16 protein-coding genes, 2 tRNA genes and 1 pseudogene are annotated in these 14,828 nt (G+C 55.0%); 3 read left to right on the forward strand and 16 right to left on the reverse strand.

What is annotated here, in order from left to right; translation table 11 throughout:
* The first annotated feature begins 110 nt into the window (after positions 1-110).
* Positions 111-704, forward strand: a complete 594-nt coding sequence (locus IPH19_02370) for a DUF4230 domain-containing protein (protein ID QQR61283.1) — start codon at positions 111-113, stop codon at positions 702-704.
* A gap of 44 nt (positions 705-748) precedes the next feature.
* A complete protein-coding gene (locus IPH19_02375) occupies positions 749-1,267 on the forward strand; it encodes a hypothetical protein (GenBank protein QQR61284.1) in 519 nt (172 codons plus the stop codon).
* 47 nt (positions 1,268-1,314) lie between these two features.
* Here the strand turns inward: IPH19_02375 and IPH19_02380 are convergent, their stop codons facing one another.
* The gene (locus IPH19_02380; GenBank protein ID QQR61285.1) at positions 1,315-1,911 is read right to left on the reverse strand and encodes a hypothetical protein; all 597 of its coding nucleotides are present in this window, start codon (positions 1,909-1,911) and stop codon (positions 1,315-1,317) included.
* A 91-nt stretch (positions 1,912-2,002) separates the two neighbouring features.
* Between IPH19_02380 and IPH19_02385 the strand changes: the two genes are divergently transcribed.
* Positions 2,003-3,190, forward strand: coding sequence for an AAA family ATPase (locus IPH19_02385; protein QQR61286.1), 1,188 nt, complete (start codon positions 2,003-2,005; stop codon positions 3,188-3,190).
* On the opposite strand, the gene msrB is transcribed toward IPH19_02385, so the two are convergent.
* The 15 genes and pseudogenes from msrB to IPH19_02460 all read right to left on the reverse strand — a co-directional run bounded on the left by msrB (position 3,191) and on the right by IPH19_02460 (position 14,678).
* Entirely contained in the window at positions 3,191-3,604 is a 414-nt protein-coding gene (msrB, locus tag IPH19_02390; GenBank protein ID QQR61287.1) for a peptide-methionine (R)-S-oxide reductase MsrB, read from the reverse strand.
* Between the two features lies 1 nt (position 3,605).
* Positions 3,606-4,085, reverse strand: coding sequence for a hypothetical protein (locus IPH19_02395; protein ID QQR61288.1), 480 nt, complete (start codon positions 4,083-4,085; stop codon positions 3,606-3,608).
* Between the two features lie 3 nt (positions 4,086-4,088).
* Positions 4,089-4,487: a DUF1801 domain-containing protein gene (locus IPH19_02400; GenBank protein QQR61357.1), complete on the reverse strand. Its 399-nt coding sequence runs from the start codon at positions 4,485-4,487 to the stop codon at positions 4,089-4,091.
* A gap of 33 nt (positions 4,488-4,520) precedes the next feature.
* Positions 4,521-4,859 (reverse strand): annotated as a pseudogene (locus tag IPH19_02405) (DUF1801 domain-containing protein).
* An 8-nt stretch (positions 4,860-4,867) separates the two neighbouring features.
* Positions 4,868-5,800 (reverse strand): VOC family protein, encoded by a 933-nt coding sequence (locus IPH19_02410; GenBank protein QQR61289.1) that lies wholly within the window; start codon positions 5,798-5,800, stop codon positions 4,868-4,870.
* A 54-nt stretch (positions 5,801-5,854) separates the two neighbouring features.
* A tRNA-Tyr gene (locus IPH19_02415) sits at positions 5,855-5,941 on the reverse strand.
* Positions 5,942-6,026: 85 nt separating this feature from the next.
* Positions 6,027-6,102, reverse strand: a tRNA-Thr gene (locus IPH19_02420).
* Between the two features lie 5 nt (positions 6,103-6,107).
* Positions 6,108-6,998 carry a hypothetical protein gene (locus IPH19_02425; GenBank protein QQR61290.1) on the reverse strand — a complete coding sequence of 297 codons (891 nt, stop codon included), beginning with the start codon at positions 6,996-6,998 and terminating at the stop codon, positions 6,108-6,110.
* 9 nt (positions 6,999-7,007) lie between these two features.
* Complete coding sequence (locus IPH19_02430) at positions 7,008-7,766, reverse strand: triose-phosphate isomerase (GenBank protein QQR61291.1); 759 nt, start codon at positions 7,764-7,766, stop codon at positions 7,008-7,010.
* Between the two features lie 35 nt (positions 7,767-7,801).
* The gene (locus IPH19_02435; protein QQR61292.1) at positions 7,802-9,082 is read right to left on the reverse strand and encodes an insulinase family protein; all 1,281 of its coding nucleotides are present in this window, start codon (positions 9,080-9,082) and stop codon (positions 7,802-7,804) included.
* Positions 9,083-9,138: 56 nt separating this feature from the next.
* On the reverse strand, positions 9,139-10,518 hold the full coding sequence (locus tag IPH19_02440; protein ID QQR61358.1) for a glycine--tRNA ligase: 1,380 nt from the start codon (positions 10,516-10,518) through the stop codon (positions 9,139-9,141).
* Entirely contained in the window at positions 10,518-11,072 is a 555-nt protein-coding gene (gene frr, locus IPH19_02445; protein ID QQR61293.1) for a ribosome recycling factor, read from the reverse strand. The genes IPH19_02440 and frr overlap by 1 nt, the downstream gene beginning before the upstream one ends.
* Positions 11,073-11,144: 72 nt before the next feature.
* Positions 11,145-12,230 carry a hypothetical protein gene (locus tag IPH19_02450; GenBank protein QQR61294.1) on the reverse strand — a complete coding sequence of 362 codons (1,086 nt, stop codon included), beginning with the start codon at positions 12,228-12,230 and terminating at the stop codon, positions 11,145-11,147.
* A complete protein-coding gene (locus tag IPH19_02455; GenBank protein ID QQR61295.1) occupies positions 12,227-13,138 on the reverse strand; it encodes an AAA family ATPase in 912 nt (303 codons plus the stop codon). The genes IPH19_02450 and IPH19_02455 overlap by 4 nt, the downstream gene beginning before the upstream one ends.
* Before the next feature lie 70 nt (positions 13,139-13,208).
* Positions 13,209-14,678 carry a hypothetical protein gene (locus IPH19_02460; protein ID QQR61296.1) on the reverse strand — a complete coding sequence of 490 codons (1,470 nt, stop codon included), beginning with the start codon at positions 14,676-14,678 and terminating at the stop codon, positions 13,209-13,211.
* Positions 14,679-14,828 lie beyond the last annotated feature (150 nt).

Here is a 14,828-nt window from a genome sequence, read left to right on the forward strand (position 1 = left end):
AAAAGAGCGACATCTATCGAATCGTATTTTCTTCATATTGTCCAGACTCTCCAAATCAGAAAATGTGGGTAACTGGACGGAATGAACCGATCCAGCGATGATATCTCCATATGCAACGCATGCTTTGGGCCGTGGTCGGTGTTCTCGTCGCCTTGTTGGGCGGCATTCTGCTTGGACGATTCGCTTTCTCTCCGGGAAGCGGGATGCAGACGGTCGTGAACAGCCAAGCGATTCTGACTGCGCTGCGCGATCAAGGATTTTTAGTCACGCAGACGTATGTATTTGATCAGCCGGTGACCATCAAGAAGACAACCGGCAGCGCTTTCAAAGATTTCTTTGTTGGGCAGACGATCGAGGCGCGCGGGAGCATGGAGGCAAATCTTGGAATCGACCTTGCAAAACTTTCCGAGAGCGATGTGAAAGTCGATGGAAACAAGGTGACGATTCGAGCGACGGGACCGAATGTGTTTAATACGCGTTTGATCGGACCGATTGAAGTCAGAAATACGCAGGGACTTTTGAAACGTGTGCTGGAACCGGATGATGGATATAATCAGGCGCTCGCGGAGCTCGAGCGGGCCGCGAATGAGGCGGCGACGAGAGCAGAGATTACGGCGAGAGCTAAAACGACGTCGGAAACGGAGCTTGGGAGACTGGTGAGATTGATTGCGAGGGATGCGGAAGTGACCGTTGAATGGAAATAATCCAATATTGACTTTTTACCTAAAATCCGGTATACTAAATCGTTATGAATAACCCTGAATCTGCACACAGTTACGACGACGTTTCCAGTGCGGAGCGCGTCTCGCTTGATGCAAAACTCAAGAAAAATAATGTGGTCGCTTTTGATGCCAAGGAAATCCAGCGACGGATCGAGCGCATGCAAGCCCTGGAGACCAAGATCGTTCCGGATCAAACCAATATTCTGGTTGGACTCAGACGTGAATTAGAAACCCTGAACAAAGAGTATCTTAGCCTGAAGGAAGTCGTGGACATGGGTATGGCTAAGTTTTCCGACCTGCAGCGACTTGAAGCTGTACAAGGAGAACTGCAGACCTTGCAATCTGAAGTCGTAGAAGCCGAGGGGATCCGCGCGGAATTGCGTCGGGAATTGGCTTTATTGAATCCTGATGAATACGGCGATCTCTATCAGCTTGAACGGGCGCAAGCCGAGGCCTCCAAAAACGCACTCAATAACGCCGTCGCTGCAATGGATGAATCGATGCTCGATGAGATCCACCAGCAAATCAAAAAGAAGAAAAACTAGTGAAACGTGAGAACGCCCCGATCCGTGTGGATCGGGGCGTTTCTGTATCAGGAGAATGGACCGAGAACTCGGCCCCACCACTTGCGGGGCGAGAGGCCTCGCACCGCGAGTAGCGTCTGCGGGCGGAAGCTCGGAGGCAGAAGCGTGGCAAACGGGATGCGCTTGTCCGCCTGCTCGTCCATGATCGCGATGAGCGGGAGGACTCGGCTTCCATAGCCGCGGCGGCGGAGGAGGATGGCCACGCTCTCGAGGATCTCGCGCGCGAGCGCGAGGAGGATGAGGTCGTTGATCGGCCACTTGCGAGCTTCGAGGACGTCGAGCTCGGTGACGAGGCTCAGGGCCTCGAGCTCGGCGAGATGGGCGACTTCCTTCATGTCCTCCGGCGTCTGCGCCATGAGCCATGCTTGCGTGCGCTTCTCGAACTCCTTGTCGTAGTTGCTTTCGACGAAGGCTTCGAGCTCTGCATTGGTCACGGGCAGGAAGCGGTTGGTGACAAGACCCATCGCCGCAAAGCGGTTGTAGATCTTGTCGCTCTTACCGAGCTCCTCGTACTGGGCCTTGAGCCAGGACGGGATGGTCCAAGGACCAATGAGCTCGTCGAGGCGGGGCAGTGCGTAGGAAGGGGGTAGGATTTCCGTCATCATCGCCTATCTCCGGGTTGAAGGAGCGAACGGCTTATCTAACCAAAAAAACGCGGTTTTGTCAACCCACTGACCAGGGGGTAGCATCTCTCGCATGCCGGACTTTTCCTTATCTTCTGACCAAGCCCAGGCCCTGGAGCGATTACTTGCTTGGATCAAAAAACCCGTAGGTCCTGCCATCACGCTTGGAGGCTATGCCGGAACCGGTAAAACGACCGTGGCGGCCGCTTTGCGTGCCATCTTAGCCAATAAGAATGCCGGCCATACAATCGCGTTTTGCGCCTTTACGGGCAAGGCAAGCCAGGTACTGCGAAACACCTTGGAATTACATGGAGCGATCCGCGAGGGTGATACCTGCGGCACGATTCACTCGCTCCTCTACTCTCCCATGGTCGATAAGAAAGGGAATATTACAGGCTGGCAGCGGACCAAAGAAGTCGAGGCGGATTTGATCGTGGTGGATGAGGCATCGATGGTGAATCAACGCTTGTGGCTCGATCTCCTTGGGACGGGCCGTCCTGTCATCGCTATTGGCGATCATGGACAGCTACCGCCGATTGAAGGGAGTTTTAATTTGATGGAAAAGCCGGACATGACGCTTGAGCGCGTGCATCGACAGGCGGAGGGAAATCCGATCATTCAGCTCGCACATGAAGTGAGATACACGGGAAAAATTGATGCGGGATCGTATGGAAAAGGCGTGCATAAATACTCGTGGGCCAAGGATGAGCCTTCCGATATGCAGACCGTGATCGACGAGCTGATGGATGAGGCGTCGGATGATCGACTTTTGCTCTGCGGCCGCAACAAAACACGCATCGAATTGAATCGAACCATTCGGCGAAAGCTGGGGCGCGAGTCGGATGAGCCGGAAGCTGGCGACCGCGTCGTGTGCTTGAAGAATGATTACAATCAAAGCGAGCCGATCTACAACGGCATGACTGGCTACGTGGAATCGTGCGAACCGGATGGCGCACACTGGTATCAAATGAGCATCGACTTTGCAGAAGATGGCCGACGTTTTGATGGACGCGTATCAAAACACGGATTTATGTCGGAGAAAGGCGCGGAAACGGTGGAGGGATTGGGTCCGAAAGAAATCGGAGCGCGTTTTGATTTTGGTTATGCACTTACGGTGCACAAAGCGCAGGGCTCGCAGGCCAAGCGCGTTGTGCTTTTTGAAGAACGCTTCCAGAAAATGGATGATGAACAATGGAAGCGCTGGCTGTATACGGCGATTACGCGAGCGCGCGAGGAATTGATCGTGATTGGGAACGACTAGTTACTTTTTAGCGAGGTCAATCGACGTGGAGTTGATACAGAAGCGTTTGCCGCCATGTTCGGATGGGCCGTCGTCGAAGATATGACCGAGGTGGGAGCCGCAGCGTGCGCAGGTTACCTCGATGCGCTGCATGCCGAGTGTTGAGTCGTCGTGGAATTTGACGCGGTCGCCGCCGGCGGCTGCGAAGAAGGCCGGCCAGCCGCAGCCGGAATCGTATTTAGCCTTGGAATCGAAGAGCTCGGCCCCGCAAGCGGCGCACTTGTACGTGCCGTCGCCAAATTCATGATCGTATTTATTGGCAAAAGGACGGTCTGTCCCCTTTTCCCGGAGCACGTGATACTCCTCGGGCGTCAGAATTTTCTTCCACTCTTCTTCCGTCTTTGGAAGATCCTTGTCGTCTTTAATGATAGGCATATTAGAACGTAACGGGAATCTCAAATGAGTCAGAATTTTCTTCCAAGCCGGATGGGTTGTCATTCATCATGATAATAGTGCCACGGCTTCCGGCTGGCTGTTCCGGGAACGTGAATTGAACTTCAAACGGGACCCATTCTTCCGTCATCCAATCGGACTTGGCTTGAGCAGGACCGAGTCCGAGCATGCGGTCAGCAGAGTCGCGGAGCTCGACCGGGAAAACAGCTTCAAAATACCAGAGACGGGCTTCGCCGGTGATTTTGAGCGGGTCGGAAAGCTTGCCGCCGGAGCTATCGACCTTGATGTTGCGCAGGCTGTCTGTTTTTCCTTTTTTGGTGGTGACGGTTTTGAATTCCAAAACGGTTGAGCCCGCGGGCTGGGTAATCGTTGTTGGTTCTGGCTGAGTATTTGGCATGCAACCGCCGCCAAGCAAGGCAGCAGCGACACCAAAGGCCGCGAGAAAGCGAGGTGAAGACTTCATAGATTATTTCTGAGCCATTCTTATTAACTTTCCTTTACGCTTAACGATGTTCTTGTAGTCCCACTGAATGTCTTTGGCTTTTTTCAACCAGCGAGCCAAGTCGTTTGCTCGAATCTTGTCTGCGGACGCGTAGGTCACGGATGCGTCTTTGAATTTGCCGGTTCCGGGGATGAGTTCTTTGACGCCAAACGAGGCGCCGCTCCAAAACATTAATCGGACACCGTCCTTTAGCTTGGAATATCCGACGATTGGATTGCCGTCCAAGAACCAAACAGGATGCGCGTGCCAGATTTTACGCTCGGCCTTGGATAAGCCTCGGTCGATTTCTTTGGCGAGCTTGTCGCAGATCAATTTATCTCCCTTGGACTGGCGATTGTTGTAGGCGAGAATTTCTTTGGGAATTCCGGTCTGCTTAGGTTGATTTCCTACTGCATTAAACTTCACCATTTTCTCGATGAGCGCCAACGGGATTGGTTGATCGATCGGGAACTGTACGGAACCTTTCCCCTGCTTGTATTTAGCGAGCTCTTTTTTGAAAGCCGTATGCGCGTTTGGCGTCGCGTAAAATCCGATGTGATGCTCGAATACCGCAAAATACGCGAGCGGCTTTCCATTCAGCTTGTAGGCGGGCATGCCGTAAGCGATGCCTTCTACTGCTTCCGGAGAAGCTTTGCGTACGGTTGCTTGAATTTGTTTCAAGGTTTTTTGAACAGCCTTTGGAGCCGAGGCGATGTAGCTGGCAACGTCTTTGAATTTGTTGGCGCTTGAATTCATATTTTTGATTACATCTTTCCCTCGTAAGCTGCTTGGAGCTTGGCGATGTCGAATTTTTTCATCTTCATAAAAGCCGCCGTGACACGCTTCACTTTTTCTTGATCAGGATCAGTCATATAGTCGACGAGAACGTGCGGCGCGACCTGCCACGATACCCCGTATTTATCCTTGAGCCAGCCACACATGCTTTCCTCGCCCTCTTCCGTGAGCTTGTTCCAGAAATAATCGACCTCGGCTTGGTCAGCGCAATCAATAGAAAGCGAGACGCCTTCATTGAAGGAAAAATCATGCATTCGTGCGCTGTCCATGGCGACAAGCCACTCCCCGGAAAGAGATGCCTCTGCGAACATGGCGGTACCAGCCTTATCCGGTTCCATGCCGGCTGGATAGTGCGCGACCGTTCCCATACGCGAGTTCTTGAAAAGTGAAGCGTAGAAGTTAAGCGCTTCCTCGGCTTTGCCGCAGACATCGCCAACAAACAACATCGACGGAATAATGTTAGGGCGCGGTTCGCCTTCCGGATTTGTCAGGATGAGCTGCCAAGAAACGCCAAAGCGGTCTTGAATCCAACCGTAGCGCTTAGAGAAAGGATATTCTCCGATCGGCATCAGTGCGCTGCCACCTTCTGAAAGTTTGGCCCAAAGATCGTCGAGATGGGCTGCGGCATCCGCGTCACGCGACGGATCAAAGTTCACCATGAAATTGATGGATGGGTTGATTTTGAACAACGGACCACCGTCGAGCGCCTGGAAGGCAAGGCCGTTCAGTTCAAAAACTGCCGTCAGGACTTTGCCAGCCATATCGGTCATCGGGCCGACCTGCATATCGCTTGGGTAGCGCAGAATCGATGAAATCTTGGAATTTGGAAAGACGCTCGTATAAAAATTGATCGCTTCTTCGCAGTTCTTATCAAACCAGAGGCAGGGGGTGATTTTTTGCATATCGATATTGATTCTAATGGAAAACCCCGTCTGAAGACAGACGGGGTTTTTCCGTGGTGGGTGGGGAAGGATTCGAACCTTCGAAGGCGCAAGGCCAGCAGATTTACAGTCTGCCCCCGTTGACCGCTTGGGTACCCACCCGCGCGAGCTTAGCTCGGTTCCACAAACCAATGCTGACGGAAGCTAAGCTTCCGACCTATGATTCGCGAAATCGAGCTAAGCTCGATGGAGCCACAGACCGGGATTGAACCGGTGACCTTGTCCTTACCATGGACACGCTCTACCAACTGAGCTACTGCGGCGTATTTTATTTTTCGATTGCCTCGATCTTGTCTTTGAAGACCTGGAAACGGGCTGGATCGTCGGAGAGCAGGCGCAGGCGGTTATAGCGGGCGCGGGCCTCTTTTCGATCGCCGAGGAGTATAGCAGTCTCCAAAGATAGTTCAAGGTATTTGGCCGAACCCGGTTCAAGCTCGCTGGCACGCTTGGCATAGGGCCAGGCCTTGGCCGGTGCCGAGCGTTCAATATAGAAGCTAGCGAGCTCGGCGTGGCGATGTGGTTGGCGGGGGCTCGCATCGACCGCTTTGACCAACATGGCCTCGGCGATTTGGAAATTACCCTCCGCTTTGGCGATCTCGGCCAAGCCGGCATACGTACTATCGTCGGCTTTACGGGTCTTTACGAGAAACTCAAATGTCTCGCGAGCCTGCGGGTAGAGCTTTTGACGGAGGTAGAGCGTGCCGAGCAATTTATAGGCGTCGAGCTGGCGCTGATCGAGGGATAGCACTTCAAGAAGGCGGCGCTCAGCATCGGCCCATTTGAGATCACGAATCAGGGAACGTGCTTCCGAGAGCAATGTCTTGATACGTTCACGCTGGCTTGGAGCCATGGCGGAAAATGGGCTTTTGACTTTGCGGTAGAGATTATCAAAAGACTGCAAACGCTCTTCCGTGCGCTTGTAGGACTCCTTGGTTTTGCGGGCGACGGTGCGGCCGATGCGTTGCAAGGCAGCGAGACGGTCGGCGCTGACGCGTTCAAAGCGGCGCGTGATGAGTTTCTCGCGCTCTTCTTTTTGACGCTCTTCTTTAATCGAGCGCGGATCGAGCAGACGGATCTCTTTCCAGTGACGCACGATGAAATACACCATCACAGCAAAGGCGAGGGCGGCAACGATATACGCAATCAATGCGACGTACATGGAAACAGTTTAGGCCGGAAGCGATGCGCGGCACAACATGCCAAAAGCGCGGGGGTCGAGAGAAGCGGAACCGACAAGCACGCCGTCGATGTGGGTGGTCGACATGTATTCCGCAACATTGCGGGCATCAACAGAGCCGCCGTAGAGCACCGGAATCTCGTTGGCAGACTTGCCGAACTTTTTGACGAGCGCTTCATGGATCGCCTCGTGAACACCTTTGGCGTCCTGAGCAGAACAAGCCTTGCCGCTGCCAATTGCCCAGACGGGTTCATAGGCGATCATCGGAGAACCGGCGCCATCGACTTTAAGACCAGCGGAAAGGACGGCGGCAAGTTGGGCGCGGACGACTTTCAGCGTCTCCCCTTTTTTGCGCTGAGCATCGGTTTCTCCGACGCAGATCACCGGACGGATTCCGTTCTTTTGGAGAGCGATCGCTTTCTTGGCAACCATGTCGTCCGTCTCACCAAGATGCTGGCGGCGCTCACTGTGGCCTACCAAACAGAATGACAAGGCAAACTCCTTGAGCATGGCTGGACCGATCTCACCGGTGAAAGCGCCCTCATTGGCCCAGAACGCGTCCTGAGCGCCCAAATAAGGCACTCCAGCACGTCCTAGCGAGGCACGAGCGGCAGCAAGAGAGACAAATGGGACGGCAACGCCGATCTCCAAATCCTTGGGTAGACGTTCGCGGCGAAAGGCGCGAATCCAGGCTCCGGCTTTTACCGGACCATAATGCATCTTCCAATTGGCAATGACAGTCTTGCGCATAAGCGGGTTATTCCTACCGCAAATCGCAAAAACAATCAAGAGACGGTAAAGAGCTTTTTCACCTTGTCTTTACTCTCAAAAGGTCCGATGACAGCCGAGGCCATTTTGTCCGGATTAAAAATCGACTTGGCGACGCGGCGAATATCGGCCGCGGTGACTTTTTCCAGCTTCGCCAAACGCTGTTCCGGCGTCTCGATACTTTTTTGGAAAATCCATTGCTTGCCGTACCAGTCAGCTTGGGTCGCAGAGTCCTCAAAAGCGAGCATGAGCTTTCCGCGGACATGATCTTTGGCGCGGCGGAGCTCTTCCGGCTTCACCAGTTCCTTGGTTGTTTTCTTTAACTCGCTCCAAATAACTTTCACTGCTTCATCGACACGAGTCTTGTCGAGACCGCTCATGACACCAAAGATACCGATGTCTTCCAATGGCTGATGCGATGCGTTTACCGAGTAGCACAGACCGCGGCGCTCGCGCACCTGGATAAACAAGCGCGATGACATGGTGCCACCGAGAATCGTTGCAAGAAGCGATGCGGCCGGCAGATCCTTGTGACCGAGCGGAAGCGCATGGAATGCCATCGCGAGCTGGACTTGCTCCGTATTCTTTTGCTGGAACGCGACCGGGTCTTTTAACTTGGCTGGCGAGTGGAAGCGTTCGAAGTCGTGATCGACGCGGGTCTTGGGGGCTTTGACGGAACCAAATGTTTTATCGAGAATCTTCCAGATGTTTTTATCAATCTTGCCGGCAACACAAACCGCCATACGTTCCGGGATGTAGTACGCGTCGCGGTACTTGATGAGCTTCTCGCGCGGGACGGTGCGGATCGTTTCGCGAGGACCGGCGATATTCCAACCGAGTGTCGAATCGGGAAACAAAACTTCCTCAAGCAAATCCTCGATGTGCATACGCGGATTGTCCTCGTACATGTTGATCTCTTCCACGATAACGCCGCGCTCGCGATCCAATTCTTTCTGGTCGTAATGCGAATGGAAAATCATGTCATGCAAAATGTCGGCGGCAAGACCGGTTTTGGCTGCATCCATCTTTACGTAATAGGCCGTAAGATCTTTTGATGTGAACGCATTGTACTCGGCGCCGTAGCGGTCGAGTTCTTTAGAGATCGTAAGCGTATCCGGACGGCGCTTGGTGCCTTTGAACATCAAGTGTTCAATGAAATGCGAGGCTCCGTTAATATCACGCGACTCGTAACGGGAACCAACGCGACAAAAGGCCATGAAGGTCATGGACGTGGCGCCTTTTTGCGGGACGACAATAGCTGTCATGCCGTTCTTCAGCTTTTTTACGATGGGTTTCATAGATAAAAGAAAAGGGACGATTCAACCGAATCGTCCCTTACCTTACCTGCGTCTACTTATTTCGACAATTTCTCCTGGATCCAAGCAACGACTTCATCGATCTTGATGCGATCTTGGGTCATGGCATCGCGGTCGCGGACGGTGACCGTATTGTTTTCCTTGGTGTCGTAGTCGACGGTGAAACACCATGGCGTACCAATTTCATCCTGACGGCGATAGCGCTTGCCGATCGAACCGCTTTCATCATACTCGACGACGAGGCCGGCGGCGCGGATTTTGGCGGCGAGCTCGCGACCGATATCAGCCAAACCATCTTTTTTCTGGAGCGGCAGGACGGCGGCTTTGACCGGAGCGAGGCGAGGCGGCAGGCGGAGCACCATGCGCGGCTCGGTGTCCCCTTCCGTGGTTTCCGCTTCATCGACATCAAGGTGTTCTGCGAGGACGGCGAGGACGGTGCGGGACAAGCCCCACGTTGGCTCGACGACATGCGGCAAAATCTTTTCATTGGTTTCCGGATCCAGCCAGCGCAGATCTTCACCGGAGAATTCCTGATGGCGCGACAAATCGTAGTCTGTGCGATTGGCGAGGCCGTAAAGTTCTTTCTGACCGAATGGATACAGGTACTCGATATCGACGGTGCGCTTGGAATAGAAGGCGCGTTCCTCGGCCGAGATCTCTTTGTAGACGAGGTGCTTGGGATCGATCTTCAAGACATCTTCCGTCCATGACTTCATCTCTTTCAACCATTCTTCAAAGGCGCGCTCGGAGTCATCCGGTTTTACGAAGTACTCGATTTCCATTTGCTCAAATTCACGCGTGCGGAAAATGAAGTTGCCAGGCGTGATTTCATTGCGGAACGCTTTGCCAACTTGGGCGATACCGAATGGGAGACGCTTGCGCATGGTGTCGCGGACATTTTTCCAAGCGGTAAACATACCGGCGGCAGTCTCCGGACGGAGATAGGCGACGTTGGCGGTATCTTCCGTGACGCCGACGAAGGTTTTGAACATCAAGTTAAAATTCTTGATGTCAGTGAGCTCGCCGCCGCATTCAGGGCAGTCGATATCTTTGATCGAGAAAGGGTTTTCTTTGTCGTAACCAGGCTCGGCTTGCTTGGCTTCAAGCAAGTGGTCGGCGCGGAAGCGGCGCTTACATTTTTTGCAGTCGACGAGCGGATCACTGAAGGTCGCCAAGTGACCGGAAGCTTCCCAAACCTTGGGGTGCTGGATGATTGGCGTGTCGACACCGACGACATCTTCACGAGCATGCACAAAACGCTTCCACCAAGCATCGCGGATATTATTTTTTAGCTCGATACCATTCGGGCCGTAGTCCCAGGCATTGGCAAAGCCGCCGTAAATATCGGAGTCGGGATAAACAAAGCCGCGTCGCTTGCAGAGCGACATCAGCAAATCCATTTTTTTCTCGGGTGAGATCATACGGTCATGATTTCTTTTTCTTTATCGGCGGTTAGCGCATCGATTTTGGCGTTCCACTCGGCCACCATCTTATCCAGCTTCTCGAGCTCGCGCGTGCGCTCGTCCTGCGAGATGACTTTTTCTTTTTCATCGGCCTGAATAGCGGTCTTGATCTTTTCACGAATGTTACGAATCGTGATCTTGGCTTGCTCCTCGCGCTGATTGACGAGCTTCACCATGTTCTTGCGATTCTCTTCCGTCATCGGAGGCATGACGAGGCGGATGGTTGTTCCGGCCGTGTTTGGCTGCATGCCGATGTTGGCATCGATCAACGCCTTCTCAATATCTTTCACGATGGACTTGTCCCATGGCTCGATCTGGAGCGTCTTGTTGTCAGGAATCGTAATAGAAGCGTTGGACTTGAGATCCATGCTTTGGCCGTAGACTTCTACGCGGATACCTTCTACCAAGGCTGCGCTCGCGCGACCGGTGCGCATGCCGTGAAGTTCTTTCTGATAATGCTCGAGAGCGGCCTGGAATTCCGCTTTGTGTTCATCGATTCGATTGGGCATAGAATAACGCCGAGAGTGCCATGATAAGCGGTAAACGTAAAGACTGGGCTTGCGCCCAGTCTTTGTTCTTTCCTAGCTCTTTGGAGGCAATGTGCCGAGGTAAATCGTGGCTGCGGCAGCGGTGGAAGAAGGATCGTAGAGGATGATGGAAGCGCCGCGGGAGGTTGGAAGCTTCTTGGGTGTCCAGGTCTGTCCGCCATCACCGCTCCAGATGACGGCTTTATCGGTGGCGTAGACGAGCTCACGCGAGTCTTTTGGATTGACGGCGAAGGCCTTCATGTCGACTGTGCCTGCCGGCGTTGGAAGCTTGAGCGCGGTCCAGGTCGTGCCGCCGTCATTAGACTGAAGGATGCCGTACTTGGAAACCGTGTAGACACGATTAGCGACGGACGGATCAGGCAAGACGATGTTGGCGCGGTTGGCGCTGTCGAATTCTTGAAGCTCTTTGCGGATCTGCGTCCAGGTTGCGCCTGCGTCCGTGGTCTTCATGATGCCGTAGCGATCGGTGGCGGCGTAGACAATGCGTGAGTCGCGCGGGTCCATGGCGATCTGGTTGATCTTGTATCCATCAACACGGTTCGCGACACGCCAGGTGGCGCCGCCATTTTCCGATTTCACGATATCGCCATCGCTTGTACCTGCGTACAAAACATTTGAGTTAAACCAATCGACGACAAGCGAGGTGAACTTGATGCTGCGCGGATCAAAGTAGACAGCCGACCAATCGCGCGAGCAGTTGGTGGTCTTGAATACCTGGTTTTCACGCGTGGCGTAAATCGTGCACTTGTCTTTTGGATCAACGGCGACCGCTGGAACACGGCCGCTCGAGAGCCCTTGAGCCGGCTCCCATGATTCTCCGCCGTCGAGAGAATAGATGACGCCGTTTTGTTCTGTACCCGCATAAACTGCCTTCACATCCTGCGGATCAATCGCGAGCGTTGCGATACCAACGTTCGCAATGCTCCCCTGCTTGGCTCCGACATTGAGCGTCTTCAACTGCGACCAAGCGACGCCTTTGTCCTTGCTGCGAAAAATACCGCCGTCAGGACCGGCTGCAGGCTGGGAACTACCACAACCCTGACCCATAAGCGCAAGCGCAAGAATCGGTGCAGCAACGAGAAGCGTGTAGCGTGAGGCGTGAGGCGTACGAAGGTTCATAGATATCGAGGGTGGAGGAAATCGGGTAAAGGACGTTTGCCTATAATATACGGCTCAATGGCCGACCATTCAAGCGCGAGATGCGGCGAGAGCGAGGAACCGATCATATTCCAGGCCCGCGCGAGCCCTCGACCGATGCGGGAAAAGGCTACGGGATCGGCTGCAATGCGCTCCGGCATGACCTGCATCAGCTCGACGAGAATCGCGCGCCAGGCGAGCTCGGCGTCTTCTTCTGATTGAAGGCGCTTGTATAAGCGTTCAATTTCTCCGAGTTCTTTTCCAAGCGGCTGGGTTGCCCAGATATCGATCAGAGCAGCCGCATCGCGCTTGCGCGACTCCCATGCTTCCGGGTCGGCTTGGAGGCGGCTGGCGATTCCGGGACAGCCGCGGCTCGCGCGAATGAACTCGGCTGAAAATTTTCCGGAAAGTTCTGCCAATGGAACAGGAGAGAATGCGATCGATGCAAGACGGGAACGTAACGTTGCCGGTAAACGGTCGGGCTGTTCGGTTACAAAGATAAAAACGGAATCGCCGGAAGGCTCTTCTACGGACTTGAGAAGAGCGTTGGCAGATTCTTCATTGAGACGATCCGCTTCCGGAATGAGCGCGACTTTGAAACCGCCGCGTGCGGAGGTCATGGTCATACGCGAGACAAACTCACGTGTTTGTTTGATCTTTAATTCTTTACTCCCCTCTTCCCTTTCAAGCGCGATGAAATCCGGATGGGCGGGCAAGTGATCGATGTTGTCGACGTGTAAAATTTTACTCGCAAAGGAACGAGCGGCGAGACGCTTTCCGAGACCATCAGCGCCATGAAATAGATAGGCGTGACCGGGGTGATCGGCCAGGGATTCAAGCATGCGGATGATCGGGGCATTTCCGAGGAAATGGTCAAAGGGAATCGGCATGGCGGAATCCTAGCACAAACGAAAGCGGCCCTCCCCAGAGTTGGGAAGGGCCGCGATCAGGAGTGATACTTCAGATCTCGAGACCCAGAAGGACCTGGACGAGACCGTCGGCTGCTGTTGCTGTTGCCGGTCGGAACGAGGCACCGCCCGCACCACGAATGGTGAAGACGATCGCTGGATCGTTGACGTCGGGCGATGAGGCGATCCTTCCATCCACGACGCGCAAGCGCCCGTGAATGGCGAGTTCGAGGTAGGCGCCGTGAAAGGAGTGGGCACTTTGCATGGTCGGCCGGAAGCGATCCGAGCCCAGGTAGCCAAAGCCGATCGAGAGCTCCTGAATCACGTAGTACGAGAGTCCTCCGTGATACCAGATACGCGCCGGCGTGGCATATGGGCTGAAGTCGGGTCCGTCGTAGGTGACGCCGACGCCGCCCTCCATGTAGAAACCGCGATAGAGCGGAAGCAGTACCGTCGCTTCGAAACCGATACCGGCCGGCGTCGAGGCGAGTCCGCCGCGCATCTGCGCGAGCGTCGGGTGGAGCGGCGTGAAGCCGACCCAACCGAGCAGCGAGAGCCGCAAGCGCGGGCGCCACCCGTCACCAAAGAGCGTAGGGTGCTCGTCGGGACGGCGCGTGGGCATCGGAGATGAATCCGACGACGTACGCGAGGACGAGCCGACGGGCTCGATGCCCGAGCGGGCATCGGCTCCTGGGCACTCGTAATCGACACGTCGCATTCCCTCGTAGACCCAGCGGCCTTCATGGCCAGGCGCGATCTCCGGATGGAATGTCGGGGCGCTCGAGGTGTACGTGACGCGTTCGGCGCCGAGCTCGAGGCAGCGTAGACGCGCGGACTGCCGCTCCAAGCTCGCGAGCATCTGGCTGACCAGATCCTCCTGCAAGAAGTAACGCTCGCGCGTTCGCTCGTCCAAAAGACGGATGGCCTCGATGCGCTCATCGCGCTCCGACGTGATGCGACGATCGAGACCCTCGTCTGCTTCCGTGCGAGCGTCATACTCGTCGCGGATCATCCGAGCGAGTTCGGCACCTTCTGGCGTTCGGCAGATGCCGAGTCGTAGCGTGCCGTCCGGCATGAGGATCACGGACTCCGCGTCCCAGATGCCACGCTGACGCGCGCAGATGCCACGGGCTCGTGCCTGTGCTTCACGCTCGCGCTCCTCGGCTGTGGGCCGAGGAGCACGAGGTTCGGGGTCTGCGTCGGCCGTTGCGGCTGCGACGACCGGAGCTGCCGGAGCTTCGCAGCCGACGGCCGCACGGCCGCAAGCGTCGCAGAACGCCGCCATGATCTCGGTGGTGCGCGGCTCGAGTCCGTGACACTCCTCGACGTTGGCAATGCACTGCGGGATGGTTGCATCGGTGACGCAGAGCTCGTACCGACGCGCGCATGCGTCCATGCATGCGGCGAGCGGATCGAGCGACTCGAGAAGTCCCGAGTCGGTGCCGGCGTCGTCCTGGGCGGAAACCCCGGAGACGACGGCGAGCTGGCAAATCACGAGAAACAGGAACTGGGTGAAACGCATGTCGCCTCCTTGGCTCTGTGCAAGGTCCGACTTCCGGACCCTGAGGCCGCCTGATCGATCGCCACCGGAGGAGGTAGACGAGGATCAGGCGAACTCAAGGCCGGAAGGATTACCCGGGTGGTAACGGCTTTAATTACGATAAAATAATGG

Source organism: Candidatus Uhrbacteria bacterium, assembly GCA_016699205.1.
Lineage (GTDB): Bacteria > Patescibacteriota > Patescibacteriia > 2-12-FULL-60-25 > 2-12-FULL-60-25 > CAIXDN01.

What these genes read in the sequence shown, in the direction of transcription:
- IPH19_02370 (QQR61283.1), top strand. Translation starts at nt 111, where the DNA reads ATGCAACGCATGCTTTGGGCCGTGGTCGGTGTTCTCGTCGCCTTGTTG.
- IPH19_02375 (QQR61284.1), top strand. Translation starts at nt 749, where the DNA reads ATGAATAACCCTGAATCTGCACACAGTTACGACGACGTTTCCAGTGCG.
- IPH19_02380 (QQR61285.1), bottom strand. Translation starts at nt 1,911, where the DNA reads ATGATGACGGAAATCCTACCCCCTTCCTACGCACTGCCCCGCCTCGAC.
- IPH19_02385 (QQR61286.1), top strand. Translation starts at nt 2,003, where the DNA reads ATGCCGGACTTTTCCTTATCTTCTGACCAAGCCCAGGCCCTGGAGCGA.
- msrB (QQR61287.1), bottom strand. Translation starts at nt 3,604, where the DNA reads ATGCCTATCATTAAAGACGACAAGGATCTTCCAAAGACGGAAGAAGAG.
- IPH19_02395 (QQR61288.1), bottom strand. Translation starts at nt 4,085, where the DNA reads ATGAAGTCTTCACCTCGCTTTCTCGCGGCCTTTGGTGTCGCTGCTGCC.
- IPH19_02410 (QQR61289.1), bottom strand. Translation starts at nt 5,800, where the DNA reads ATGCAAAAAATCACCCCCTGCCTCTGGTTTGATAAGAACTGCGAAGAA.
- IPH19_02425 (QQR61290.1), bottom strand. Translation starts at nt 6,998, where the DNA reads ATGTACGTCGCATTGATTGCGTATATCGTTGCCGCCCTCGCCTTTGCT.
- IPH19_02430 (QQR61291.1), bottom strand. Translation starts at nt 7,766, where the DNA reads ATGCGCAAGACTGTCATTGCCAATTGGAAGATGCATTATGGTCCGGTA.
- IPH19_02435 (QQR61292.1), bottom strand. Translation starts at nt 9,082, where the DNA reads ATGAAACCCATCGTAAAAAAGCTGAAGAACGGCATGACAGCTATTGTC.
- frr (QQR61293.1), bottom strand. Translation starts at nt 11,072, where the DNA reads ATGCCCAATCGAATCGATGAACACAAAGCGGAATTCCAGGCCGCTCTC.
- IPH19_02450 (QQR61294.1), bottom strand. Translation starts at nt 12,230, where the DNA reads ATGAACCTTCGTACGCCTCACGCCTCACGCTACACGCTTCTCGTTGCT.
- IPH19_02455 (QQR61295.1), bottom strand. Translation starts at nt 13,138, where the DNA reads ATGCCGATTCCCTTTGACCATTTCCTCGGAAATGCCCCGATCATCCGC.
- IPH19_02460 (QQR61296.1), bottom strand. Translation starts at nt 14,678, where the DNA reads ATGCGTTTCACCCAGTTCCTGTTTCTCGTGATTTGCCAGCTCGCCGTC.